At 56.2% G+C, this 24,108-nt stretch carries 20 protein-coding genes; 7 read left to right on the top strand and 13 right to left on the bottom strand.

The window, feature by feature from the left end:
* Window positions 1-23: 23 nt before the first annotated feature.
* The gene (malP, locus tag AC2LB6_RS05885; RefSeq protein ID WP_490092815.1) at window positions 24-2,429 is read left to right on the top strand and encodes a maltodextrin phosphorylase; all 2,406 of its coding nucleotides are present in this window, start codon (window positions 24-26) and stop codon (window positions 2,427-2,429) included.
* Between the two features lie 9 nt (window positions 2,430-2,438).
* The gene (malQ, locus tag AC2LB6_RS05890) at window positions 2,439-4,520 is read left to right on the top strand and encodes a 4-alpha-glucanotransferase (protein WP_490092816.1); all 2,082 of its coding nucleotides are present in this window, start codon (window positions 2,439-2,441) and stop codon (window positions 4,518-4,520) included.
* 35 nt (window positions 4,521-4,555) lie between these two features.
* Here malQ and nfuA read toward each other — a convergent pair whose 3' ends face one another.
* On the bottom strand, window positions 4,556-5,131 hold the full coding sequence (gene nfuA / locus AC2LB6_RS05895; RefSeq protein WP_003853024.1) for a Fe-S biogenesis protein NfuA: 576 nt from the start codon (window positions 5,129-5,131) through the stop codon (window positions 4,556-4,558).
* A gap of 58 nt (window positions 5,132-5,189) precedes the next feature.
* Window positions 5,190-5,870, bottom strand: coding sequence for a DNA utilization protein GntX (gene gntX / locus AC2LB6_RS05900; RefSeq protein WP_490092817.1), 681 nt, complete (start codon window positions 5,868-5,870; stop codon window positions 5,190-5,192).
* 35 nt (window positions 5,871-5,905) lie between these two features.
* Here gntX and bioH point away from each other — a divergent pair, with 35 nt between their 5' ends.
* Window positions 5,906-6,682 carry a pimeloyl-ACP methyl ester esterase BioH gene (gene bioH, locus AC2LB6_RS05905; RefSeq protein WP_490092818.1) on the top strand — a complete coding sequence of 259 codons (777 nt, stop codon included), beginning with the start codon at window positions 5,906-5,908 and terminating at the stop codon, window positions 6,680-6,682.
* A 170-nt stretch (window positions 6,683-6,852) separates the two neighbouring features.
* Window positions 6,853-7,122 carry a YdgH/BhsA/McbA-like domain containing protein gene (locus AC2LB6_RS05910; protein ID WP_010253187.1) on the top strand — a complete coding sequence of 90 codons (270 nt, stop codon included), beginning with the start codon at window positions 6,853-6,855 and terminating at the stop codon, window positions 7,120-7,122.
* Here AC2LB6_RS05910 and AC2LB6_RS05915 read toward each other — a convergent pair whose 3' ends face one another.
* The 4 genes from AC2LB6_RS05915 to yjbE all read right to left on the bottom strand — a co-directional run bounded on the left by AC2LB6_RS05915 (window position 7,123) and on the right by yjbE (window position 12,273).
* The gene (locus AC2LB6_RS05915) at window positions 7,123-8,808 is read right to left on the bottom strand and encodes an alpha-amylase family glycosyl hydrolase (protein WP_490092819.1); all 1,686 of its coding nucleotides are present in this window, start codon (window positions 8,806-8,808) and stop codon (window positions 7,123-7,125) included.
* 127 nt (window positions 8,809-8,935) lie between these two features.
* The gene (locus AC2LB6_RS05920) at window positions 8,936-11,263 is read right to left on the bottom strand and encodes a Tex family protein (protein ID WP_490092820.1); all 2,328 of its coding nucleotides are present in this window, start codon (window positions 11,261-11,263) and stop codon (window positions 8,936-8,938) included.
* Window positions 11,264-11,366: 103 nt separating this feature from the next.
* On the bottom strand, window positions 11,367-11,840 hold the full coding sequence (gene greB / locus AC2LB6_RS05925; RefSeq protein WP_090966786.1) for a transcription elongation factor GreB: 474 nt from the start codon (window positions 11,838-11,840) through the stop codon (window positions 11,367-11,369).
* Window positions 11,841-12,024: 184 nt separating this feature from the next.
* Window positions 12,025-12,273 (bottom strand): exopolysaccharide production protein YjbE, encoded by a 249-nt coding sequence (gene yjbE, locus AC2LB6_RS05930; RefSeq protein WP_136198563.1) that lies wholly within the window; start codon window positions 12,271-12,273, stop codon window positions 12,025-12,027.
* A gap of 537 nt (window positions 12,274-12,810) precedes the next feature.
* On the opposite strand from yjbE, the gene ompR reads away from it, so the two are divergent.
* The gene (gene ompR, locus AC2LB6_RS05935) at window positions 12,811-13,530 is read left to right on the top strand and encodes an osmolarity response regulator transcription factor OmpR (RefSeq protein ID WP_003853014.1); all 720 of its coding nucleotides are present in this window, start codon (window positions 12,811-12,813) and stop codon (window positions 13,528-13,530) included.
* Window positions 13,527-14,894, top strand: a complete 1,368-nt coding sequence (gene envZ, locus AC2LB6_RS05940) for a two-component system sensor histidine kinase EnvZ (RefSeq protein WP_090966784.1) — start codon at window positions 13,527-13,529, stop codon at window positions 14,892-14,894. The genes ompR and envZ overlap by 4 nt, the downstream gene beginning before the upstream one ends.
* A 39-nt stretch (window positions 14,895-14,933) precedes the next feature.
* On the opposite strand, the gene pckA is transcribed toward envZ, so the two are convergent.
* The 5 genes from pckA to AC2LB6_RS05965 all read right to left on the bottom strand — a co-directional run bounded on the left by pckA (window position 14,934) and on the right by AC2LB6_RS05965 (window position 21,092).
* Window positions 14,934-16,553: a phosphoenolpyruvate carboxykinase (ATP) gene (pckA, locus tag AC2LB6_RS05945; protein ID WP_490092821.1), complete on the bottom strand. Its 1,620-nt coding sequence runs from the start codon at window positions 16,551-16,553 to the stop codon at window positions 14,934-14,936.
* Between the two features lie 369 nt (window positions 16,554-16,922).
* Entirely contained in the window at window positions 16,923-17,789 is an 867-nt protein-coding gene (gene hslO / locus AC2LB6_RS05950) for an Hsp33 family molecular chaperone HslO (RefSeq protein ID WP_490092822.1), read from the bottom strand.
* A 50-nt stretch (window positions 17,790-17,839) separates the two neighbouring features.
* On the bottom strand, window positions 17,840-18,241 hold the full coding sequence (gene hslR, locus AC2LB6_RS05955; RefSeq protein WP_490092823.1) for a ribosome-associated heat shock protein Hsp15: 402 nt from the start codon (window positions 18,239-18,241) through the stop codon (window positions 17,840-17,842).
* 13 nt (window positions 18,242-18,254) lie between these two features.
* Window positions 18,255-18,902, bottom strand: a complete 648-nt coding sequence (yrfG, locus tag AC2LB6_RS05960) for a GMP/IMP nucleotidase (RefSeq protein WP_490092824.1) — start codon at window positions 18,900-18,902, stop codon at window positions 18,255-18,257.
* Between the two features lie 54 nt (window positions 18,903-18,956).
* Window positions 18,957-21,092 carry an intracellular growth attenuator family protein gene (locus AC2LB6_RS05965; protein WP_490092825.1) on the bottom strand — a complete coding sequence of 712 codons (2,136 nt, stop codon included), beginning with the start codon at window positions 21,090-21,092 and terminating at the stop codon, window positions 18,957-18,959.
* 391 nt (window positions 21,093-21,483) lie between these two features.
* Between AC2LB6_RS05965 and nudE the strand changes: the two genes are divergently transcribed.
* Window positions 21,484-22,047, top strand: a complete 564-nt coding sequence (nudE, locus tag AC2LB6_RS05970; RefSeq protein ID WP_490092826.1) for an ADP compounds hydrolase NudE — start codon at window positions 21,484-21,486, stop codon at window positions 22,045-22,047.
* Window positions 22,048-22,098: 51 nt separating this feature from the next.
* Here nudE and AC2LB6_RS05975 read toward each other — a convergent pair whose 3' ends face one another.
* Both AC2LB6_RS05975 and AC2LB6_RS05980 read right to left on the bottom strand, forming a co-directional pair.
* Window positions 22,099-23,397 carry a cytosine permease gene (locus AC2LB6_RS05975; RefSeq protein ID WP_490092827.1) on the bottom strand — a complete coding sequence of 433 codons (1,299 nt, stop codon included), beginning with the start codon at window positions 23,395-23,397 and terminating at the stop codon, window positions 22,099-22,101.
* A 20-nt stretch (window positions 23,398-23,417) separates the two neighbouring features.
* Window positions 23,418-24,107, bottom strand: a complete 690-nt coding sequence (locus tag AC2LB6_RS05980) for a helix-turn-helix transcriptional regulator (protein WP_490092828.1) — start codon at window positions 24,105-24,107, stop codon at window positions 23,418-23,420.
* Between the last annotated feature and the right edge of the window lies 1 nt (window position 24,108).

Genomic DNA, 24,108 nt, shown 5'->3' on the forward strand with positions numbered 1-24,108 from the left:
ATTGTGTAACAGAAGGGAGTGATATGCCGCAGCAAAAATTTAATAAAGCCCGTTTTAACGCCGCACTGACCCGCCAGTGGCAACAGTTGAGTCTCCACTCCGCCCAACAGATGACCTCGCACCAGGCGTGGCAGGCGGTCAGCGCGGCACTGGCAGAACTGCTGGACACCCAACCGGCACCGCGTCCGGCTAAGCAGCAGCGTCACGTTAATTACCTGTCGATGGAGTTTCTGATTGGTCGTCTGACCGGTAACAATCTGCTGAATCTCGGCTGGTATGACGAGGTCAAAGCGGCGCTGGCTGAGCAGCAGCTCGATTTAACGGAGCTGCTGGAGCAGGAAGTCGATCCGGCACTCGGCAACGGCGGCCTGGGGCGACTCGCCGCCTGCTACATGGATTCGATGGCAACGGTGGGGCAGTCCGCCACCGGCCACGGACTGAATTATCAGTACGGTCTGTTCCGCCAGTCTTTCGATGAGGGTAAGCAGATTGAAGCGCCCGATGACTGGCAGCGCGAACGCTATCCCTGGTTCCGCCACAACGCGGCGCTGGATGTTGAGGTCGCGATGGGCGGTCGGGTAGAAAAGCTGGAAAACGGCGGTGTACGCTGGCTTCCCGATTTTACGCTGCGCGGCGAGGCCTGGGATTTGCCGGTGACCGGCTACCGCAACGGCGTGACGCTGCCGCTGCGCCTGTGGCAGGCAGTGAGTGCGCATCCGTTTGATCTCACCGCCTTTAACGACGGCCACTTTCTGCAGGCGGAGCAGCCGGGCATTGAAGCGGCAAAACTGACCAAAGTGCTCTATCCCAATGACAACCATCAGGCCGGCAAGCGGCTGCGCCTGATGCAGCAATATTTCCAGTGCGCCTGTGCGGTGGCGGATATCCTGCGTCGTCACCATCTGGCGGGACGCAGCATTCACAGCCTGCCTGACTTTGAAGTGATTCAACTCAACGATACGCATCCCACCATCGCCATCCCGGAGATGCTGCGTGTGCTGCTGGATGAGCATCAGCTGAGCTGGGATGAGGCGTGGCAGATCACCAGCCGCTTGTTCGCTTACACCAACCACACGCTGATGCCGGAGGCGCTGGAGCGCTGGGATGAGAAGCTGATGCGCAGTCTGCTGCCGCGCCATATGCTGATCATCAAAGAGATCAATCAGCGTCTGAAAAAGCAGGTGAAGCAGCACTGGCCAGATGACAAAGCGATGTGGCACAAGCTGGCGGTCGTCGCGGACGGTCAGGTGCGGATGGCGAATCTCTGCGTCGTGAGCGGGTTCGCGGTCAACGGTGTTGCGGCACTGCACTCCAGCCTGGTGGTCAGCGATCTCTTCCCCGAATATCACCAACTCTGGCCGCAAAAATTCCACAACGTCACCAACGGTATAACACCGCGTCGCTGGCTGAAGCAGTGTAATCCGGCGCTGTCCGGACTGATTGATGAGACGCTGAAAACCGAGTGGGCCAATAATCTTGATGTGCTGAGCGGTCTTGAAAGTTACGCCGACGATCAGGCGTTTCGCCAACGCTATCGCAGCATCAAACAGCAGAACAAAGTGCAGCTCACGGAGTATATCGCCCGCCACACCGGCATCGTCGTGAACCCGGCCGCGCTGTTCGATGTGCAGATCAAGCGTCTGCATGAGTACAAGCGCCAGCACCTCAGCCTGCTGCATATCCTCTACTGCTATCAGAAGCTCTGCGATAACCCAGCGGATGTCACCTTCACGCCACGGGTGTTCCTGTTTGGGGCCAAAGCCGCGCCGGGTTACTACCTGGCCAAAAACATTATCTACGCTATCAACAAGGTCGCGGAGGTGGTGAACAACGATCCACGGGTCGGTGACCGACTCAAAGTGGTGTTCATCCCCGACTACCGCATCACCGTGGCTGAACTGATGATCCCGGCGGCCGATCTCTCCGAGCAGATCTCTACAGCCGGTTATGAAGCCTCCGGTACCGGCAACATGAAGCTGGCGCTGAACGGCGCGCTGACCATCGGCACGCTGGATGGTGCCAATGTCGAGATTGCCGAACAGGTGGGCGAGGAGAATATCTTTATCTTCGGGCACACCGTGGATGAGGTGAAGGCGCTCAAGGCGAAAGGCTACAACCCGAAAAAGGTGCGTAAGCAGAACAAGCCGCTGGACGATTTACTGAAATCGCTGGAGAAGGGCAAATTCAGCAACGGGGATAAACATGCGTTTGACCTGATGCTGGAGAGCCTGACTAAACATGGCGATCCCTGGCTGGTACTGGCCGATTTCCAGGCCTATATCGAGGCACAGCAACGGGTAGAAGCCCTGTGGCGTGACCCGGAAGGCTGGACTCGCGCCGCCATCCTCAATACGGCCCGAACCGGCATGTTCAGTTCGGACCGTTCCATTCGTGACTATCAGCAACGTATCTGGCAGGCACCGCGCTAAGGAGCAGCAATGAAGCAAAATTCACTCGATCAGGCCGCCCGTGCCGCGGGAATTTCACTGGATTACATCAACGTCAACGGCGAGAAAGAGGCGATCAGCGATGAGACTATACGCGCGCTGCTGGCAGTGATGGACGATCCGCAGGACGCCAAAAAATCACCGCTGCCGCCGGTCGCGGTGTTCAGCGGCAATGGCAAGCGGCTATTGACGCCACAGGGCAGCGGTGTCTACCGCTGGCAGCTGCAGACCGAAAAGGGCAAGCAGCTCAGCGGTGAGCTGACCGCCGGGGAGCCTTTTACGCTGCCTGGCCCACTAACGCAGGGTTATCACCAGCTGACGCTCAGCAAAGGCAAGAAGAGTTGGCAGACGCGGATTATCGTCGCGCCGCGCCGCTGCTATCTGCCGCCGGCGCTGGAAGCGGGAGAGAAACGCTGGGGTGCGCTGGTGCAGCTCTACACCGTGCGCTCTGAACAGAACTGGGGCATTGGCGACTTCGGCGACCTCGACCAGCTGCTGGTGCAACTGGCTAAGCGCGGCGGCGATTTCGTCGGGCTGAATCCGCTGCATGCGCTTTATCCCGCCAGCGCCGGTTTCGCCAGTCCGTACAGTCCATCATCACGCCGCTGGCTGAACGTGATTTATATCGACGTCAGTCAGGTGGCCGATTTTCAACAAAGCGCGGCGGCGCAGAAGTGGTGGAAAAGCGCCAAAACCCAGAAGGCGCTGACCAAAGCGCGTGAGGCGGAGCTGGTCGATTACAATGCCGTGATGGCGCTTAAGCTCGCTGCGCTGCGGCACGCCTGGGCCCACTTCCAGGCGCGTGACAGCCAGAGCGAAGAGCATCAATCCTGGACGGCCTTTGTGCATGAAGGCGGCGACAGCCTGCGTTATCAGGCTGCCTACGACGGCATCCAGCTGGAGCGGCAGGCGGATAAGACCCAGCAGGGCGGCTGGCCTGCGTGGCCGGAAGCGTGGCGCAACAGCCAGTTGCCCGAGGTGCAGCATTGGTGTGAGCAGCATGAAGAGGAGATCGCCTTCTGGCAATGGCTGCAATGGCTGGCGCAGCAGCAGTTCTCGGCCTGCTGGACGCACAGTCAGACACTGGGCATGAGCGTCGGTCTCTATCGTGACCTGGCGGTAGGCGTTGCGGAAGGCAGTGCAGAAACCTGGCATGACCCGGAGCTTTATCGCCTCAAGGCTTCTGTGGGTGCGCCACCTGACCGTCTCGGTCCGCTGGGGCAAAACTGGGGCTTACCACCAATGGACCCGCATGTGATGCAGGCGCGCGGCTATCAGCCGTTTATCGACATGCTGCGCGCCAACATGCGCGACTGCGGCGCGTTGCGCATCGACCATGTAATGTCGCTGCTGCGTCTGTGGTGGGTACCTGCCGGAGAGACGGCGGATAAAGGCGCTTATGTGGCTTATCCGGTTGACGATCTGCTGGGTATCCTGGCGCTGGAGAGCCACCGTCTGCGCTGTATGGTGATTGGCGAAGACCTCGGCACCGTGCCTCAGGAGATTGTCAGCCTGCTGCGTAAAAGCGGCGTCTTTTCATGGAAGGTGCTGTGGTTTGAGCAGGAGAAAGATCAGCGCTACCGCGCGCCGCAGGACTATCCACGTCAGTCAATCGCCAGCGCCAGTACCCATGATCTGCCGACGCTGACCGGTTTCTGGGAGCAGGGCGATCTGGAACTGGGGGAGAAGCTTGGTCTCTATCCGGGCGAGGCAGTGAAAGCGTTGCATCAGCAGCGCACCGCACAGAAGCAGGCGCTGCTGGATGCGCTGCATCATGCGGGTGCCTTACCGGCACGCAGCCAGAAGAAGGCGGAGAAGCTGATCATGACGCCTGCGCTGAACCGGGCGATCCATCGCTTCCTGGCAGACACCGATAGTGCGCTGCTTGGCCTGCAGCCTGAGGACTGGCTCGGCATGACCACGCCGGTCAACGTGCCGGGTACGGTAGATCAGTACCCTAACTGGCGACGCAAGCTGAGCAAAACCCTGGAGGAGATCTTTGCGGACAAGGAAGTGAATGCACTGCTGAAGGTGGTCAGCCAGCAACGGCAGTCAGGACAGAAAGTGCAGTAAAAATAGCGCGGCAGTCAGGCTGCCGCGCTTTATCATCAGTAGAACGAGTGTTCGCCGCGCTGATGCTCGGTAATATCCCGTACGCCTTTCAGTTCAGGGAAGGCAGCCAGCAGCTCTTTCTCAATACCATCTTTCAGGGTCACGTCGATCATCGAACAGCCGTTACAGCCGCCGCCAAACTGCAGAATGGCGTAGCCATCTTCAGTGATTTCCATCAGCGACACGCGACCGCCGTGGCCAGCCAGCTGTGGGTTGATCTGCGCCTGCAGCAGGTACTCAACGCGCTCAACCATTGGCGCATCATCAGAGACTTTACGCATCTTGGCGTTTGGCGCTTTCAGCGTCAGCTGCGAACCGAGGTTGTCGGTAACGAAGTCGATTTCCGCATCTTCCAGATAAGGTTTACTCAGTTCATCAACATACGCTGAAAGCTTCTCGAACTTCAATTCAGTATCGGTGGCTTCAACGGCATCGGGCGGACAGTAAGAGACGCCACACTCGGCTGTTGGCGTACCCGGGTTAATCACGAATACGCGAATCTGGGTGCCATCTTCTTGTTTGGATAGCAGTTTAGAAAAATGTTCCTGGGCAGAGTCAGTAATTCGGATCATGTCGATTGCTCAATAGTTGACTAATTTAGTTGGTTATAATACGCCCATCAATGACGCTCTACAAGGTACGGCACAGGCACCAGACCTGCACGCTGGCGGCACCCTGCGCCAGTAACAGACGACTGATTTCATCTACGGTACTGCCGGTAGTAATAACGTCATCCAGCAGGGCGATATGGCGTCCTTTAACCGCCATTTCAAGGCCGAAAGCACCACGTAAGTTGCTGCGGCGCTGGCGGGCGCTGAGCTTATGCTGCAGTGCGCCCCCGCGCTTGCGGGAAAGCCCTTCACGCCACTCACATCCCAGCCAGTGCGCCAGCGGTGCGGCCAGCAATACCGTCTGATTGAAGCCGCGTTGCCAGCGTCGTCGCTGATGCAGCGGAACCGGCAGCAGCAGATCGGGACGCGCCACCGTACCGTGCCGGTAAACATTAAGCCAGCTTAGCAAAATCAGCCGCGCCAGCATCACCCTGAGTGCGGTTATGTGAGAAAATTTCAGCTGATTAACCCACTGACTAAACGGCGGGCAATAGTCATTGACGCAGACCAGCGCCTGCCAGGCGGGCGGTTTAAGCTGGCAGCGGCCACAGGCGACTTTTGCTGAACCTGCCGGCAATCCGCAGCGCGGACAGAGCAGCGGTAACGGCGGTAATCTGCGTAAACATAAGCTGCAGATGCCATGACGGGCTATCCGCAACGGCATCCGGCATAGCCAACACAGGGCGGGCATTGCTAGCATAGCGACCTCCTTATTAATTTTCGGGATAGTAACTGATGACGTCGCTCTACTGGCACACCTGCGGACAGGGAAAACGCGATCTTGTGCTGCTGCACGGATGGGGACTGAATGCCGAAGTCTGGCAAAGCATTATTCCGCGACTCAGCGCGCACTATCGCCTGCATCTGGTCGATCTGCCCGGCTATGGCCGCAGCCAGAACTTTGGTGCGCTGACGCTGGAGCAGATGGCAGAACAGTTGCTGCCTGCGCTGCCACCGCAGGCGATTGTGGTGGGCTGGTCGCTGGGTGGACTGGTGGCGACGCAGCTTGCGCTGACCGCGCCAGAAAAGCTGGGTGCACTGATCACCGTCGCCTCGTCGCCCTGTTTCACCGCCACAGAGAGCTGGCCCGGCATTAAACCCGAGACGCTGCAGAACTTTCAGCAGATGCTCAGCAACGATTTCCAGCGCACGGTGGAGCGCTTTCTGGCGCTACAGACGCTGGGTACCGAAACGGCTCGCGCCGATGCGCGTCAGCTGAAAGAGGTGGTGCTGTCACAGCCAATGCCGGAAGTGGCAGTGCTGGATGGCGGGCTGGAGATTCTGCGCCAGGTCGATCTGCGCGACGCGTTACCGCAGATTACATTGCCGTTCCTGCGACTGTATGGCGCGTTAGATGGCCTGGTGCCGCGCCGGATTGCTGCGGAGATTGATGAAATGTTGCCAGCCTCGCCCTCAGTGGTTATCGAAAAAGCCGCACATGCGCCTTTTATTTCCCATCCTGAGAGCTTTTACCAGCATATTGCTAATTTTATCAGTAATCTGCCGGGATAATGACGCTTTGAACTGGCAAAATCGCAGACAGCAGCAATACTTCTCTCTGTGAGCGAGGCCGTTGCAATTTTATGTGATTAGTCATGGAAATGACTATGCCGTTCCATACTGCCTTACGCGTTTAGCGGCTGCTTACATCTCACAATGGATCATGAATGAGGGTAAACATAATGAAGGTTTTTAAATGGGTTGTGGCTTCAATGATGATGGGCGCGATTTCATTTTCTGCGATGGCAGCGAAAGAAGTCACCAAAGAAGAAGTTAAGACAATGAACCTGCAGAAGATCGGCACTGTTAACACCACGGCGGAAACCACCTCGCCAATGGATGCTAAAAAAGTGCTATCGCAGCTCGCTGACGAAAAAGGCGGTAAATACTACCTGGTGATCGCCGGTCGCGAACACGGTAAATTCAGCGCAACGGCTGAAGTCTACAAGTAATTAACGTAGCCACATGAACTGCCAGGCATCCAGCTTAACCGGCTGGGTGCCATCAATTTTCTCTCCGCTCACCACATCCTGCAACGTATGCGCCACCGGTAATTGCGTTTCCACTGACCGCCCACTGAGATTAAACACGCACAGCAGCCCGTCACCGCTTTCAGGCTGATGACGTCTGAGCACCAGCACGGCGTTTTCGCTGTCATACAGCGTCATCGGATTATCGGGATGAAACGCAGGCTGGCGACGACGCAGCTGGATCAGCTGGCCGAGCCGGGTATAAATCTGCTGCCTCAGCCAGTCACCGCCCGCCAGCGCCGCCTCAATCTGCTGCAAATCATACTTCTGACGGTTAATTGCCCGGTTGTGTCCGGCGGCCCGTACACCATCGTAATGGTTACGACCGCCCAGAATGCTCTGGATATAGATGGCAGGCACGCCAGGAAAGACCAGCAGAATCGCATGGGCCAGCAAAAAGCGTTTCAGCCGCGTGGCGTCGTCGTCGTCTTCACTGTTCAGCGCATCCAGGAAAGTGACGTTGATTTCATAGGGGCTGGTGGTGCCGTCAGGATTGTTTTTATAGGAGACCAGCGCGCCTTCCAGCGCCAGGTCGCGCACCAGCGCCACAATCTCCACTTCAGACAAAATGCCGCGCGCCGGATTAAGTCCGATGCCATCGTGTGACGCCAGGAAATTGAAGAAGGTGGTGTCGTTACTGCTGAGATCCAGTGAGCTGGCCCACTGCCTCAGCGCACGCGCCGATCCGGTGTGAATCGCATGCAGCACCAGCGGCGGCAGTGAAAACTGATAGACCATCTGCGCCTCATCATGCCCATTGCCCAGATAGCTGATGTTGTCCTGATGCGGCACGTTAGTCTCGGTGATAATCACCGTGCCCGGCGCAACGTGGTCGGCAATGGCGCGAAATAGCTTCACCAGCTGGTGGGTTTTTTCCAGATGAATACAGCGCGTGCCGGGCGTTTTCCACATATAGCCGACCGCATCGAGGCGCACATAATCAGCGCCGCGTATCAGGTAGTCGAGCAGCACGTTGACCATGCGCAGCAACACTTCAGGATTGGCAAAGTTAAGGTCAATCTGGTCGGCGCTGAAGGTGGTCCAGATAAAGCGGGTATCGCCATCCGCCATTTTAAACGGCGTCAGCAGCGGCGAGGTGCGCGGGCGTGTCACGGCGCTGAGATCGGTAGCGGGCGGCATGCTGATAAAGAAATCGTCCCAGCCGGGATCCTGCGCCAGGAAGTGGCTGAACCAGGCACTCTTAGCCGACATATGGTTGCAGACAAAGTCGAACATCAGCCGGGTTTCCTGATGCAGACGCGCAATATCCTGCCAGTCTCCGCACAGCGGATCGACCTGATGGTAATCAATCACCGAAAAGCCGTCGTCGGAAGACCAGGGGAAAAAGGGCAGCAGGTGAACCAGCGGAAAGGTGGATTGCAGGTGCTGCTGATAGAACCGGGAAAAGGTGCTAAGCGTCGGTTTACCGGCTTCCCGAAACTGATCGGCGTAGGTGATCAGCACCACATCCTGCTCATCCCAGTGGGCCTTGCGCGGCAGCTTGATCGCCTCGCGGGCTTTGGCGATGTCAGCCAGCAGGCGCGCAAAGGTCGCCTCCGGAAATGTGCCAGCATAAATCTTATCAATCAGATCGGTGATCATTTCCATCGTGAATTGGGTGCCACAGCAGGTGTTGTTTTTATGACAGGCGTCTTTTTAGCGTAGCGCGATGATGGAGATTTTCAACCGGGGAGGAGGACGTGAAGAGGGGGCCACATCTGGCCCCCTGAAAAGCTTAGCGTTTTTTACCTAAAGCGGCGGCCAGCGCATCACCCATCGCACTGTTACCCGCCGATGAGCTGACCGGACGCGGACGGCCTTTACCGGCAGCCGGACGTTTCTCTTCGCGCGGCGCGGCGTTCTTCGCGCCACCCCGTGCATTGCCTTCGCCTGGCTGCTCATCAAGACGCATGGTCAGGGCAATACGTTTGCGCTGGAGATCGACTTCCATCACTTTCACTTTGACGATATCGCCCGCTTTCACCACCTGATGGGGATCTTCCACAAAGCGATCAGAGAGCGAGGAGATATGCACCAGGCCATCCTGATGGACGCCGATATCCACAAACGCACCGAAGTTAGTGACGTTGGTGACTGCACCTTCAAGGATCATGCCCGGCGTCAGATCGTTCAGTGTTTCGACGCCTTCCGCGAACTGCGCAGTCTTAAACTCAGGACGCGGATCGCGGCCCGGCTTCTCCAGCTCTTTCATGATGTCGGTGACGGTCGGCAGACCAAAACGTTCATCAATGAAATCGCGGGGGCTGAGATTACGCAGGCTGCCAGAATTACCCATCAGATCGCTCAGAGCCTGCTCGGTGGCGGCCAGAATACGTTCTACAACCGGGTAGGCTTCCGGGTGAACGGTCGAGGCATCCAGCGGGTTATCGCCGTGGTTGATGCGCAGGAAGCCCGCACACTGCTCAAAGGCTTTTGGCCCAAGACGGCTTACTTTCAGCAACTGCTGACGGTTCTGGAAGCGGCCATTCTCATCACGCCAGCCGACAATGTTCTGCGCCATCATGCGCGTCAGGCCCGCGACGCGGGTCAGCAGCGGCACCGAGGCGGTGTTGAGGTCAACGCCGACAGCGTTCACGCAATCCTCTACTACAGCGTCGAGTTTCTTCGCCAGCTGGCTCTGACTGACATCATGCTGATACTGACCGACCCCGATCGATTTCGGGTCGATTTTCACCAGCTCAGCCAGCGGATCCTGCAGACGACGGGCAATCGACACCGCGCCACGCAGTGAGACATCGAGATCCGGGAACTCCAGCGCCGCCAGTTCGGAGGCTGAATAGACCGAGGCGCCGGCTTCACTGACAATCACCTTCTGCGCCGTGACCTGCGGGAACTGCTGCTGCAGATCCAGGAAGAAGCGCTCGGTTTCACGTGAGGCGGTTCCGTTGCCAATCGCCACCAGCTCAACCTGATGCTTAATGCAGAGTGCGGCGACGGCCGCTGCGGCTTTGGCGGTCTGGCCGGTGTGCGGATAAACGGTATCGGTCGCCACAACTTTACCGGTGGCATCGACCACCGCCACTTTGACGCCGGTGCGCAGGCCGGGATCCAGTCCCATAGTAGCGCGCATCCCGGCGGGAGCTGCCATCAGCAGATCGTGCAGGTTGCGGGCAAAGACGTTGATGGCTTCATCTTCTGCGCGTTCGCGCACCGTGCCCATCAGCTCCGTTTCCAGATGCAGCATCACCTTGATACGCCACGTCCAGCTCACCACTGCTTTACGCCAGCTGTCGGCTGGTGCGCTGTTAAGGCGCAGATTCAGGTGTTCAGCAATCAGCGTTTCGCCGTGGCTTTCACGTGGCGCTTCATCAAACTGCGGATCGGCATTCAGCGAGAGTTGCAGTACGCCTTCGTTGCGACCACGCAGCATCGCCAGCGCACGGTGAGACGGCACGGTGCTCAGTGCTTCGTGGTGATCGAAGTAGTCACGGAACTTCGCGCCCGCTTCCTCTTTGCCTTCCACCACGCGTGACACCAGATGGGCATTTTTCCACAGGTAGTTACGTACTTTCGCCAGCAGCGCGGCATCCTCGGCGAAACGCTCCATCAGAATGTAGCGGGCACCATCCAGCGCGGCACGGACGTCGGCGACGCCTTTGTCGGCATCAACATACTGCCCGGCAAGCTGCTCCGGGATGTGAGACGGCTCCTGCCAGAGCGTGTCCGCCAGCGGTTCCAGACCGGCTTCGATAGCAATCTGTCCACGCGTGCGGCGTTTCTGTTTGTAGGGCAGGTAGAGGTCTTCAAGCTCGGTTTTGCTGAGGGTGGTGTTGATGGCGCGGGCGAGATCGTCAGTGAGTTTTCCCTGATCGTCAATCGACTTCAGAATCGACTGGCGTCGCTCTTCAAGTTCACGCAGATAGCTGAGACGGGTTTCCAGCTGGCGCAGTTGGGTATCATCCAGCCCGCCGGTGACCTCTTTACGATAGCGTGCGATAAACGGCACGGTATTCCCTTCATCTAACAGGCGAACGGCGGCGTCAACCTGCTCTGGTCGCGCCTTTAGCTCACTGGCAATTATCTGGCTCAGAACTTTCATCATCAGGACTGTCTTGCTTTCCGGGTTGAGAAATAGCCGACAGTTATACGGATTGATGGTTAAAATTGCCAGAGACGCGGGCGGCTTTCAGCGATAATCTGAATCGTTATTGCGGGTAGTCAATCGCGTTGACATACCACAGCGCCGGACCCAATGGCGTCTCGACGGTAGCGGCATCGCCAACCTCCTTTTTCAGCAGCGCCCGCGCCATCGGCGAGTCGATAGAGATGTAATCTTTGCGGCCAAAAATCTCATCGTAGCCCACGATGCGGAAGCGTTTGAGGTCGCCCTCATCGTTTTCAATTTCCACCCAGGCACCAAAGAACACTTTGCCATCCTGCTGCGGGGAGTAATCCACGATACGCAATTGCTCGATGCTTTTGGTCAGATAGCGTACGCGGCGGTCGATTTCGCGCAGCCGTTTTTTGTTGTACTGATAGTCGGCATTTTCACTGCGATCGCCAAGGCTGGCAGCCCAGGTGACTTTTTTTGTCACTTCCGGTCGCTCTTCACGCCACAGATAGTCGAGTTCCGCCTTTAGCTTATCGAAGCCTTCGCGGGTAATGAGTCGGGTTTTCATGCTATACCGGCCAGAGAGATCCAAAGAGCGACAGTGTAAGGCAAAGAGGGCGCGGCAAAAAAGAGTCGGGGAAAGGGTTTTTAAAGGCTAAAAACCCATGTTGTTTTCCCCGGCGGCGAAAGGGTTGGTGCTGTGGTTCAAAATAAAGCCAGTAATCTGAAGTCGGTACAGAGGGTGCTTGAACTTATTTTCCGGCGTGGGTCGCCGTGGTGGTCGATGTACCGGTGCTGTGACCGTCACCGCCGCCGCCGCCCATGGTGGCCAGCGCTACGCCCAGCAGGGCTGCGACTGCACCAACACCGATGGCGTTAGAGTTACCTTGTGCTGTCGTTGTCGCTGCTGCGCCGGCCGCTTCACCAGTTGCTGTGGCAGCATAACCTGGGCTGACGCTGCTTAATGCCAGCGCGCTCAGCAGTAAAATTGTTTTTTTCATTGTGTGTATTCCCCGTTGAGACATCGAATGTTGCCTGAGCAGTCTGGTTTAAAACGGAGAAGGGGAAAAGTTGGCTTTACTGATTGATTTAAAGGACTTTAATTTCAACTGGCCTTGCTGATGGCCCCGCTGAAACTAATCCGAGAGGAGCGTGGGGCGTAAGACGGTTTTGCTGGAATATTATGCTGTCTGGTTGCTGTTGAGGTAGATTATCTGGAGCTTATCCACAGTGATGGCTGATCATTAAGTCAAATTGCCTGCTAACTCACTGAATTAATTCACTGATTAAAAACTGGCACACTTCCGACGCCAGCGATTGAGAGAAACCAGGCCGTTTTTTCAGATTTGCCGTATCAGGGGCGGGGAAGGGGTAAAAGTGTTAAAACTGACCCGAAATCGCCTTAAATCAAATATAAGCCCCTGTTTAATATGCTTTGTAACAATTTTGGCTAGAATATAAACCAATAATGACTGTCACTATAAGGCATCTTTTTTTAACAATGTTGGCTCAGGCAATAGCGCCTTTGGGAGTTGAAAATGCAAGAGAACTACAAAATTCTGGTCGTCGATGATGATATGCGTCTGCGTGCACTGCTTGAACGCTATCTGACCGAGCAGGGCTTTCAGGTGCGCAGTGTCGCTAATGCCGAGCAGATGGATCGTCTGTTAACCCGTGAATCCTTTCATCTGATGGTGCTCGACCTGATGTTGCCAGGTGAGGATGGTCTCTCTATCTGCCGTCGTCTGCGCAGTCAGAGCAACCCGATGCCGATTATTATGGTGACCGCCAAGGGCGAAGAAGTGGATCGTATCGTGGGGCTGGAGATCGGCGCTGACGACTATATTCCCAAACCGTTTAACCCGCGTGAGCTGCTGGCGCGTATCCGCGCCGTGCTGCGTCGTCAGGCTAATGAACTGCCAGGCGCACCTTCGCAGGAAGAGGCGATTATCGCCTTCGGTAAATTCAAACTTAACCTCGGCACCCGCGAGATGTTTCGTGAAGATGAGCCAATGCCACTGACCAGCGGTGAGTTTGCGGTGCTGAAAGCACTGGTGAGCCATCCTCGTGAGCCGCTGTCTCGCGACAAGCTGATGAACCTGGCGCGTGGCCGCGAATACAGCGCCATGGAACGTTCGATTGACGTTCAGATCTCCCGCCTGCGTCGCATGGTGGAAGAGGATCCTGCACACCCACGTTATATTCAGACTGTCTGGGGTCTGGGCTACGTCTTTGTGCCGGACGGCAGTAAAGCATGAAGCGGCTGCGCTTCTCGCCACGGAGTTCGTTTGCCCGCACCCTGCTGCTGATCGTTACTCTGCTGTTCGTCAGCCTGGTAACGACCTATCTGGTGGTGCTGAACTTCGCCATTCTTCCCAGCCTGCAACAGTTCAATAAGGTGCTCGCTTACGAAGTTCGTATGCTGATGACCGACCGGTTGCAGCTGGAGGATGGCACGCAGCTGGAAGTGCCTCCGGCGTTTCGCCGGGAAATCTATCGCGAACTGGGGATCTCGCTCTACACCAATGCAGCAGCAGAGGAGAGCGGATTGCGCTGGGCGCAGCACTATGAATTCCTGAGCGAGCAGATGGGACAGCAGCTTGGCGGTCCGACCGATGTCCGGGTTGAGGTTAATAAAAACTCGCCGGTGGTCTGGCTGAAAACCTGGCTGTCTCCCGACATCTGGGTACGGGTGCCGCTGACTGAGATTCATCAGGGCGACTTCTCTCCGCTGTTCCGCTACACCCTGGCGATTATGCTGCTGGCGATAGGCGGAGCCTGGCTGTTTATCCGTATCCAGAACCGACCCCTGGTGGATCTGGAGCACGCCGCCCTGCAGGTCGGGCGCGGGATTATTCCGCCGCCGCTGCGCGAGTATGGCGCGTCAGAAGTGCGATCGGTGACCCGCGCCTTTAACCAGATGGCAGCGGGGGTGAAGCAGCTTGCGGATGACCGCACGCTGTTAATGGCGGGCGTCAGCCACGATTTGCGAACTCCGCTGACCCGCATTCGTCTCGCCACCGAGATGATGAGCGAGCAGGATGGTTATCTGGCCGAATCGATTAATAAAGATATCGAAGAGTGCAACGCCATCATTGAGCAGTTCATCGACTATCTGCGCACCGGTCAGGAGATGCAGACCGAGCGCGCGGATCTTAACAGCGTGCTGGGCGAAGTCGTGGCGGCTGAGAGTGGCTATGAACGTGAAATCGAAAATGCGGTGATGCCGGAAGAGTTAATGCTGGATATCAACCCGCTGTCGATTAAACGGGCACTTGCTAACCTGGTGGTCAACGCCGCGCGATACGGCAATGGCTGGATTAAAGTCAGCAGCGGACGGGAACTGCATCGCGCCTGGTTCCAGGTAGAAGATGATGGTCCTGGCATCAAGCCGGATCAGCTGGCGCATCTGTTCCAGCCGTTTGTGCGGGGCGATAGCGCCCGCAGCACCAGCGGCACCGGTCTCGGTCTGGCGATTGTGCAGCGTATTATCGATGCCCATCAGGGCTCGCTGGAGATTGGCGAGAGTGAGCGCGGGGGATTACGTATTCGTGCCTGGTTGCCGTTAGTGGAAACGATGGCGCTTAGCCACAACACCGGCAGCAACAGCGTTTCGGGCTGAGAAAAGCGGCGCGGCAGAATCACTGCCGCGCCGTTACTGTTAGCGTTGCGGGCCAGCTTTCACCAGCGCAGCACCTGCGGCGTTATCCGTGTACTTGTCGAAGTTATCAATAAAGCGCTGTGCCAGACCTTCGGCGGCAGCGGTCCACTTCTCTTCACTCTCCCAGCTACGACGCGGATCGAGCATGTCGCTATCCAGCTCGCCCAGTGCAACCGGCATTTGCAGATTAAAGATCGGCAGCGTTTCCGTCGGCGCATCATCCAGTTCACCCGCCAGGATCGCATTGATGATGGCGCGGGTATTCTTCAGGGAAATGCGTTTGCCGCTGCCGTTCCAGCCGGTATTCACCAGGTAAGCCTGCGCACCGGATGCCTCCATCCGCTTCACCAGCACTTCAGCGTATTGCGTCGGATGCAGCGTCAGGAATGCCGCGCCGAAACAGGCGGAGAAGGTGGGGGTCGGCGCAGTGACGCCACGCTCGGTACCGGCCAGTTTGGCGGTGAACCCTGACAGGAAATGATACTGCGTCTGCTCCGGCGTCAGACGTGAAACCGGTGGCAGCACGCCAAACGCATCGGCGGTCAGGAAAATCACTTTCTTCGCGTGGCCCGCTTTTGAGACCGGCCGCACGATATTGTCGATGTGATTGATCGGATAGGAGACGCGGGTGTTCTCCGTTTTGCTGCCGTCGGCGTAATCAATGCTGCCATCTTCACGCACCACCACGTTTTCCAGCAGCGCATTGCGGCGAATGGCACGGTAGATCTCCGGTTCAGCCTGCTCTGAAAGGTTGATGGTTTTAGCGTAGCAGCCGCCTTCGAAGTTAAACACGCCATCATCGTCCCAGCCGTGCTCATCATCGCCGATCAGCTGGCGGTCAGGATCGGTGGAGAGTGTGGTTTTGCCGGTACCAGAGAGTCCAAAGAAGACTGCCACATCACCCGCTTTACCGACGTTAGCTGAGCAGTGCATTGAAGCAATGCCTTTCAGCGGCAGCAGGTAGTTCATGATGGCGAACAGACCTTTCTTCATCTCTCCGCCGTACCAGGTTCCGCCAATCAGCTGCATGCGTTCGGTCAGATTGAAGGCGACAAAGTTCTCTGAGTGCAGACCCTGCGCCTGCCAGTCAGGATTGGTGCATTTAGCCCCGTTCATCACCACAAAGTCAGGTTTGAAGTCGGCCAGCTCAGCATCGTCAGGCTGGATAAACATGTTCTTCACGAAGTGAGCCTGCCAGGCGACTTCGGTGACGAAACGTACGCTCAGACGTGAATCGGCATTGGCACCGCAGAATGCATCCACAACAAACAGACGCTTCCCGGAAAGCTGGCGGGTGACGCAGCTTTTCAGTGCGCTCCAGGTTTCCTGCGACAGAGGCTGATTGTCGTTTTTGCCGGTACCCTGGTCGTTCCACCACAGGGTATCGCGCGTGGTGTCATCACGCACAATGTACTTATCCTTAGGCGATCGCCCGGTGAAAATCCCGGTGTCTACTGCAATCGCGCCGCTCTGCGTCAGGGTGCCACGAGCAAAACCTTCGAGGTCCGGGCGCGTCTCTTCCTGAAATAGCGTGTCGTAATCAGGGTTGTAAACCACTTCCGTGGTATCCACGATGCCCAAAGCGGCAAGGTCTTGCGAGGTCAGGCCGTTAACGCGCATTTTACTGCTCCTTAAATCGGTGTCTGTTCTGCAAAGCAGAGATAGGTTGGGATCGTGCCAACCGGCTGTTGCATCAGGTGCGGCGAATCACTGACAGTCCACTGCGCTTCGTCACGACAGCCCGCATAGAGAACCGGACTTTTCAGGGCATCTGCCTCTGGCTTCCGGGCGTTTGCACGATCGCGCGCAGTTTACTCTTCTGCGTTATGGGAAAAAGGGCAGTGATCTAAAAATGCGACTCAGGGCGCGTTAAGGCCATGTTTCGAACGTTTAAAAGATGTTATGAAAGTAAAAAAAGATAATTTGTCTGGAAAATTATGGGGATAGGGCGAGGGAGAGGAGGAGGGGCGGCAGAAGCCGCCCGATTAATCAGTGCAAACGGTCATTATTCTCAAGGGAGTGGCTGCGGATACCGGCGATATCGACGGCATCAAACACATAGTTTGAACCGCAATAGTCACAGTGCATGTCGATTTTGCCATCTTCCGCGATGATCTCGTCCACTTCTTCCTGGGGCAGCGTTGTCAGCACTTCGCCACAGCGTTCACGCGAGCAGGTGCATTTATAGATCACCGGCTGCGGATCGTAGAGGGTGACCTCTTCCTGATGATAGAGGCGCCACAGCGCTTCGTTCGCAGGCAGATCGATCAGCTCTTCCGTTTTAATGGTTTCGGTCAGGGTCGCCAGATGTTCGAAGACCTCTTTCTCCGTATCCTGCGCGGGCAGCACCTGCAGCAGAATACCGGCAGCACCTTTTTCGCTGGTGCGGATAAACAGACGCGTTGGCAGCTGTTCTGAGCGCATAAAGTAATCTTCCAGGCACTCGGCCAGGGTTTCACCTTCCAGCCCGACTACACCCTGATAACGCTCACCCTTCTCCGGGGAGATGGTGATCACCAGATAGCCATTGCCGACCATGCTCTTCAGAGTGCTGTCGTCCGGGATGTCGCCCTTGATACGCGCCACGCCACGCATCTCCTGGTTGTTGTTACCGTTGATCACGGCCAGCGACAGCGGTCCGTCACCCTGCAGCTGCACGGTGATTTCGCCATCAAACTTCAGCGTGGCGGTCAGCAGGCTGGTCGCGACCAGCATCTCACCCAGCAGCGTTTTAACCGGTGCCGGATAGTCGTGGTTCTTCACGGTTTCACGCCAGGTGTCAGAGACGTTCACCAGTTCGCCGCGCACGGCGGCATTTTCAAACAGATAACGGTGCAGTTGATCCGGGACTGGCATATTTTTTTCTCTCACTGGAACGGGGCGATGGTGCGTCAGCGAAGACGGCGTTATTCATCGCCCGATAATTTAAACTTCATCAAATCGCGACGCTCTTTTTTGTCAGGTCGCCGATCGGGATGGGGCATAGTCAGCGCATTCATTTTGCGCGCCTGCGCCATTTTTTCGCGTTTCTCAATGCTGGCATCGGTTTCGCGATAGAGCTGCTGGGCCTCGCTGGCGGGACGGCGCTGAGCGCTGATGTTCGCCACAATCACGGTGCGTTCATCATTGCCCTGACGCAGTGTCAGTTCCGCATTTAGCTCTACCAATTTTCCAGGCTTGCTGCGCTGGCCGTTGTAATGCACTTTGCCGCCTTCAATCATCTCCCGCGCAATCGCCCGGGTTTTGTAGAAGCGCGCGGCCCACAGCCACTTGTCGAGGCGGACCTCTTCGCTGCTTTTCTCTTTCATTGCTGCTCCTGACTCAGATCAGCGTCCGATAATCGCCGGTGGCGCGGTGACGCTGAAAGATTTGCTCAGGACGACCCGAATCGGGGTTCTTTACGCCTAAGCACCAGCCGATGCCCCATAGCTTTGCAGCATCCAGAATCACTTCGCTATCATCGATAAACAGCGTGCGCGGCGCAGAAAAGCCCGTGTGCTGTTGTACCGCCTGCCATAAACGTTGGTCTTCTTTCGGATACCCAAAGGTATGGGTGGAAAGTAATAAATCAAGGTGCGGCGCTAAACCTGTCTGCGCCAGTTTGACGTCCAGATTGTAAGGATGCGCGTTGGTCAACAGGATGGTGGACTTGCCCGCGTGGCGCAACGCCTGCAAAAAAGGTAGCGTATCGTCACGCAGCGCGATACGGCTGCGCATCGCCAGCGTCATGGCACGAATGTCCAGCGCCAGCGCCTCTGCCCAGTAATCCAGACAATACCAGTTTAGCGTATGGGCGACGGCCTGATACTTTTCTGCGATGAACGCTTCGGCTTCCGCCCGGCTGATACCGTGTTGCTGGCTGAGCTGTTCAGGCACATGTTCGAGCCAGAAGTGACGATCAAACGCCAAATCCAGCAGTGTGCCATCCATGTCGAGCAGTACAGTATCAATCTCAGACCAGTTGAGCATCCAGGTTCACCCTGTAAAAAAACCGGGCGACAGGGTAGCACAGAAGGGCAGGGGTCAGAATATCGAGCGCACACCCTGCAAAGTGCCGAGGTTATGGTTGAAGCACTTTTCGTAGTATTGCTGGATATCGATCATGCGCTGGCGATTACGGTGCATACGGCGCAGCGCCAGTAACCCGTTGATAACAGCGCAGGTGAGCAGTACCAGCAGCAGCAGGACGGTGCCGAGATAGCGCCACTGCGCCATGGCATCCGGCTCATTGTGCAGCACGATATGACGCGTGCCGTTGGCATCCGTTGAAATGCCGGTGATGATACCGCTGGCGCTGAAAGGCGTATGCAGCAGCATGGCGGAGATACGTTGCAGCTCGCGCCACTGAGAAGGCGGGTCGAGATCAAACAGTGACACGGTGGGCTGCGGTTGATTCACCAGCTGGCGACCTTCGTCGCTGACAATCAGGAACCCCCCTGGCGGCGGGCTGTTAAGGTTTTCTGATGCACGACGGGTTTCGCGGAAGAAGAAGGTCGAGGTGGCGGTATTGACCAGGTTTTCCAGCGCTTCGGCACTCACCGGGCGCAGCAGCACATTCATGCCGTTTAACTGGCCGGAATCTGCCCGACGCATCAGCGCTTCCCAGTCTTTGGCATTACCCAGGTTTACCAGGGCATTTTTCAGGCGCATACAGTCCTGCGGCTGATTACAGAGATCCTGCGTTTTCATCACCAGGTCTGAAAAGTCATCCAGCAGGATCATCCCGGACTTCTGAATCGCGGACGCCAGCTGCGGGTTCAGTTTAGGGTCGGTATTGGTTTCCGGATGCAGCTGCTTTGTGGTGGTCTCCAGCAGAGCCGCGGCTTTATCAATAATGTCCGATTGCGGCTGCGGCAATGGCGTAGCGTTATTCCAGTAGACCGCCGAGCAGTCGAACGGCATATAGACGTAGCTGCGGTTGCTCTGATAGTTGTCCGGCACTGAACACATACCGGTCCCGCTCACCTTGAGATTGTCGCCAATGTTCAGTGCTACGCTGCTAAGTTTATCGACACTGCTGACTTCCAGGCTGTCGGTGCCCCTGGCCCAGGCCAGACTGAGTTTGATTGGCATGCTGAGCGGGATCCAGGTGACCAGCATGATCAGTACCATCAGCGAACCACAGGCCAGCACCACGTTTTTCCGCCAGCGCTGAATAGGGAAGTTTTTGACTTCATCCTGCAGCGACAGGAAGCGACCCTGACGCACCACCTGACGGTTGAGGTAGATCTCAACATCGGTGACCTGACCGAGATCGTGCGCGACATAGGGCTGCCAGTGCGGCGGGTAGGCGAGGTCGATAATCCCGAGCGTGATGTTGCTCTGCTCCTGGTTCGACTCGCTGAACAGGCCCCAACGCTTTGGCGCACCACGCAGGCAGTGTATGTCTCGCAGGCCGCGCTCACCGGGAGTGCGATAGAGCAGCCACAGGCTGGCACCAATCATGACTGTACCGGTCAGCACCAGCCAGATCATCAGCGTGGTGGGCACTAACAGGCTGAAGAAGAACAGCAAGAAGGCCAGGGAGATCATTACCGCTTCACGCGTGCCGTCTGGCCGCGACAGGCGATACTCTTCCGCGGTCTCTTTGCGCACCTGCAACAGTTCAACGTTTTCGGTTTCTGCTTTGCGGATAGAGGCGTTGGTTGACACCGGACGCATCAGCGTCGGCAGCGATTGCTGATCCACGGCGTAATCCACCAGCGAGTGGCCGTTCAGCGAGATCACCAGCGGAATAGATTGGGTGCGAATTAACTCGACGTAGTTTTCGTCGGTGATGTACTGCTCCCACAGCGGCGGCAGATGAACTTCAACTTCATCCAGATAGTAGCGCCATTTATGGGGATCGTCCGTGGAGAGGCCGTAGCGGGTAATCGCGCGGGTAACCGGATAGACATTGTTGCTCTGCGCCGTCAGCGTCAGACGTTCAGACGCGCTCCGCTTATCGGTAGTCACCGGGGTGCGCAGCTGTTTTTCCAGCGCGGCGACATACTTATCGACAGCCTCACGCTCCTGCGCAGAAAGTTTACGGCAGGGCGGACTGATGAATGGCAGCGGTTTCGCCAACGGCGGACGATGCCGCATAGCGTACCAGAACCCAATGCCTGCCAGGATTGAACAGGTCAGCACTATGGCCAGGATCATCAAGATTGTGCTCATGCTCTGCTCAATTCAGCCAAAATGCTGCCTTCACTTTAAACTTTCGCTTCCGGTTATGCTCACGATAAAAGAGGCATTCCGGAAGATTATATAACCCTGAGGAGTCAGACACCCGATAAAATAGTGCCAGCGTATATCTGATTGGCATTTGTTAAACCCTGCCTTGTCCGAATGGTAACCGGCACAGACTGGATTAAATATCGGTATTATCTGAAACTTATCGAAGCATATTGACTAATGCAAATTTAGTCTTAACTGATAACCAAAGGCTGTTATTCAATCGCTTTAATCTGTGCAACGATAACGTGATTGTCTGACTGTCGCACAATTGCCTGTGGTTAGGTATGCTAATTCGCTACTGATAGCCGGCGCAGAATAATTTGAGGCTGATATGAAAATTCCAAAAAAACCTGACATCCTCAATATCACCGCCGTGGCACGTTCACGGTTATTCACCATTGAATCGGTCGATCTGGCTTTCAGCAATGGTGCGCATCGCGTTTATGAGCGGATGAAGCCCTCAGAGCGTGAAGCGGTGATGATTGTGCCGATTATTGATGACCATCTGATCCTGATTCAGGAGTACGCCGTCGGACTGGAGACTTATGAACTCGGTTTCCCGAAAGGGCTGATCGACTCAGGTGAGACTGTGAATGAAGCGGCGGTTCGCGAACTGAAAGAAGAGGTCGGTTTTGGTGCCGATCAGCTGACCACCCTGGGCAAGCTCACCATGGCACCCTCCTACTTTTCCAGCAAAATGAACATCGTGGTAGCGGAAGGTCTCTACGCCGAAAAGCTGGAAGGCGATGAGCCGGAGCCGCTGATTGTCCACCGCTGGCCGCTGAGCGATATGCTTTTGCTGCTGGATGAACCCGATTTCCGCGAGGCGCGTAATGTCAGTGCGCTGTTTATGGCGCGCGAATGGCTGGTGAAACAGGGCCGTCTGAGTTACTGACAAGTGACGAAATAGCCAGGAAACGCGCCTGCCAGCAGGCGCGTTTTTGCGTTATTCCGCGATAACTTTTTCCTGTATGGATGATGTTCGCTTCAACAGTGGTGCGGTTAACAGATAAATCACGCACGCGACGAGAATCGAATTGAGCACCGGTACGCCGTGCTCTATCAGCAGACCGGTGGCACCGCCTGCGATGCTGGCAATCAGCGCGGGCCAGCCGATAAGTTGCGAGGTTGCCGGTAAGGCATTGCTGTTACGGCTCAGCGCCAGCGTCTGGCGGTCGGTTTTCAGTACATAATAGTCAATGATCATCACGCCCAGTACCGGCGGGAAGATGACGCCCAGTAGTTCCAGAAAATCGACAAAACGATCCAGAATCCCAAGAATTGAACAGAGTGTGCCGAGCAGGCCGAGCAGCAGTGTAATCATAGGATAACGCGGCTTATAGCCGGTTACGCCTTCAATCGCGTTGGCAATGCCCAGCGTTGACGAATAGAGATTCAGGTCGTTAATGCGCAGGGTCGAAAAGACCACAACCAGCAACCCCAGGGAGCTGGTGGTTTGCGTAATAATCGCGATGATGTCTGATGTCTGCAGTTCTCTGGCGATCAGAATCGCCAGACCATTAATCCCATATTCTCCCGCCAGAATGGTCAACAGCGTAATGGCGAAGACATCTTTACCGTTACGTGAGAAACGTGTCAGGTCGGGAGTCATCAGACTGGCCAGGATTGCACCGCCAATCACCATGGTAATAGCGGCGCTCACGGTAATGGCTTCGCTGGCGATAACCGGCGGTGTGTGCTGGTCAGACTGGCCGTGGAACGCGTGCCAGAAAATCCAGCCGACCAGCGCGATGAAGAGCGGCACTGCAATGCGCGCAGTAAAGCGCAGCGCCTTAAAGCCAAAGGTAACCAATAACGTCAGCACGGTTCCTGAAAGCGCTGCCGACTCTGCAAAGCTGAGTTTGCCGTTCAGGGCATAGCTCAGCGATCGGGCGAAAACGGCATTCTGAATGCCGAACCAGCCCAGCAGGCTGACCGCGACCAGCACACCGATGAACACGGAGCCGTGGCGACCAAAACCACACCAGCGAGCCAGCATACTGCCTGGCAATCCCTCGCGCATTCCTGCATAGCCGAGCGCGAAGGTCAGCACGCCAAATAGCAGGCTGGCCAGAGTGATGGCGGTAAATGCCTCGCCCGGCGTCATACTTTTGCCCAGAACCGCGCCAAGCATAAATTGATCCAGCGCGGTCAGCATGCCCATATGTACAATAGCGACGCTAAGCAGTGAGAGCCGTTTATTTGCAGGCACAGGGCTCAGAGGATAATCATCAAATTTACTCAAAACATGGTTTCCTTACCGGTTTAAATAAAAATCACGCCTGTGCTGAGAAACCTCTCTGGCAGATAATTCTCCAGTGACTCCGCACGGCAGTAGCTCTCAAATTGTTGTAGCGAATGCACACCCGCTTTTTGATAAAGCGTGGTGATGCGGTTCCCGATAGTTTTTACACTGAGGTTATAGATACGGGCGATCTCTTTCGCACTGAATCGCCGTAGCAGCAGGAAGATGACATCCAGCTCGGCGGGAGTAAAAAGGGGATGCTCAAGCCGCGTCGTCAGTACAGAAGCTTTTTTGGGATCGATAAAGCTCATTGCCGTAATGTTATCAACCGGGCGTGCATTCCAGATGCAGCCCAGCCACTGTTTTCGATTGTCGAAAACAGGATATTTTTCGCTAATAAAAGGAGAGAGATAATTGTTGCCATACCAGTAGTGGGTTTCTATCACCGCCACGCTGCTGTTATTCAATTTTACCAGCTGATCGTGCTCGCAAAACTTATCGGCGCAATCACTCCAGCGCGTGGGAAACTCACTGTCTCTTTTTCCCTCCAATAAATAACATTTTGGCGTAGCAGTATACATTCTTGCAGCTTCATTCATATAAAGATGCTGCGATGCGGCATTCTTAAAACCCCAGGGCGTCGGTAATAAATCCATGGTGGTGGCGAATGCAGAAATGAATTCATCAATACTACGGTATGGGCTGTCCATG

The organism is Pantoea sp. RCC30.1, from assembly GCF_058148845.1.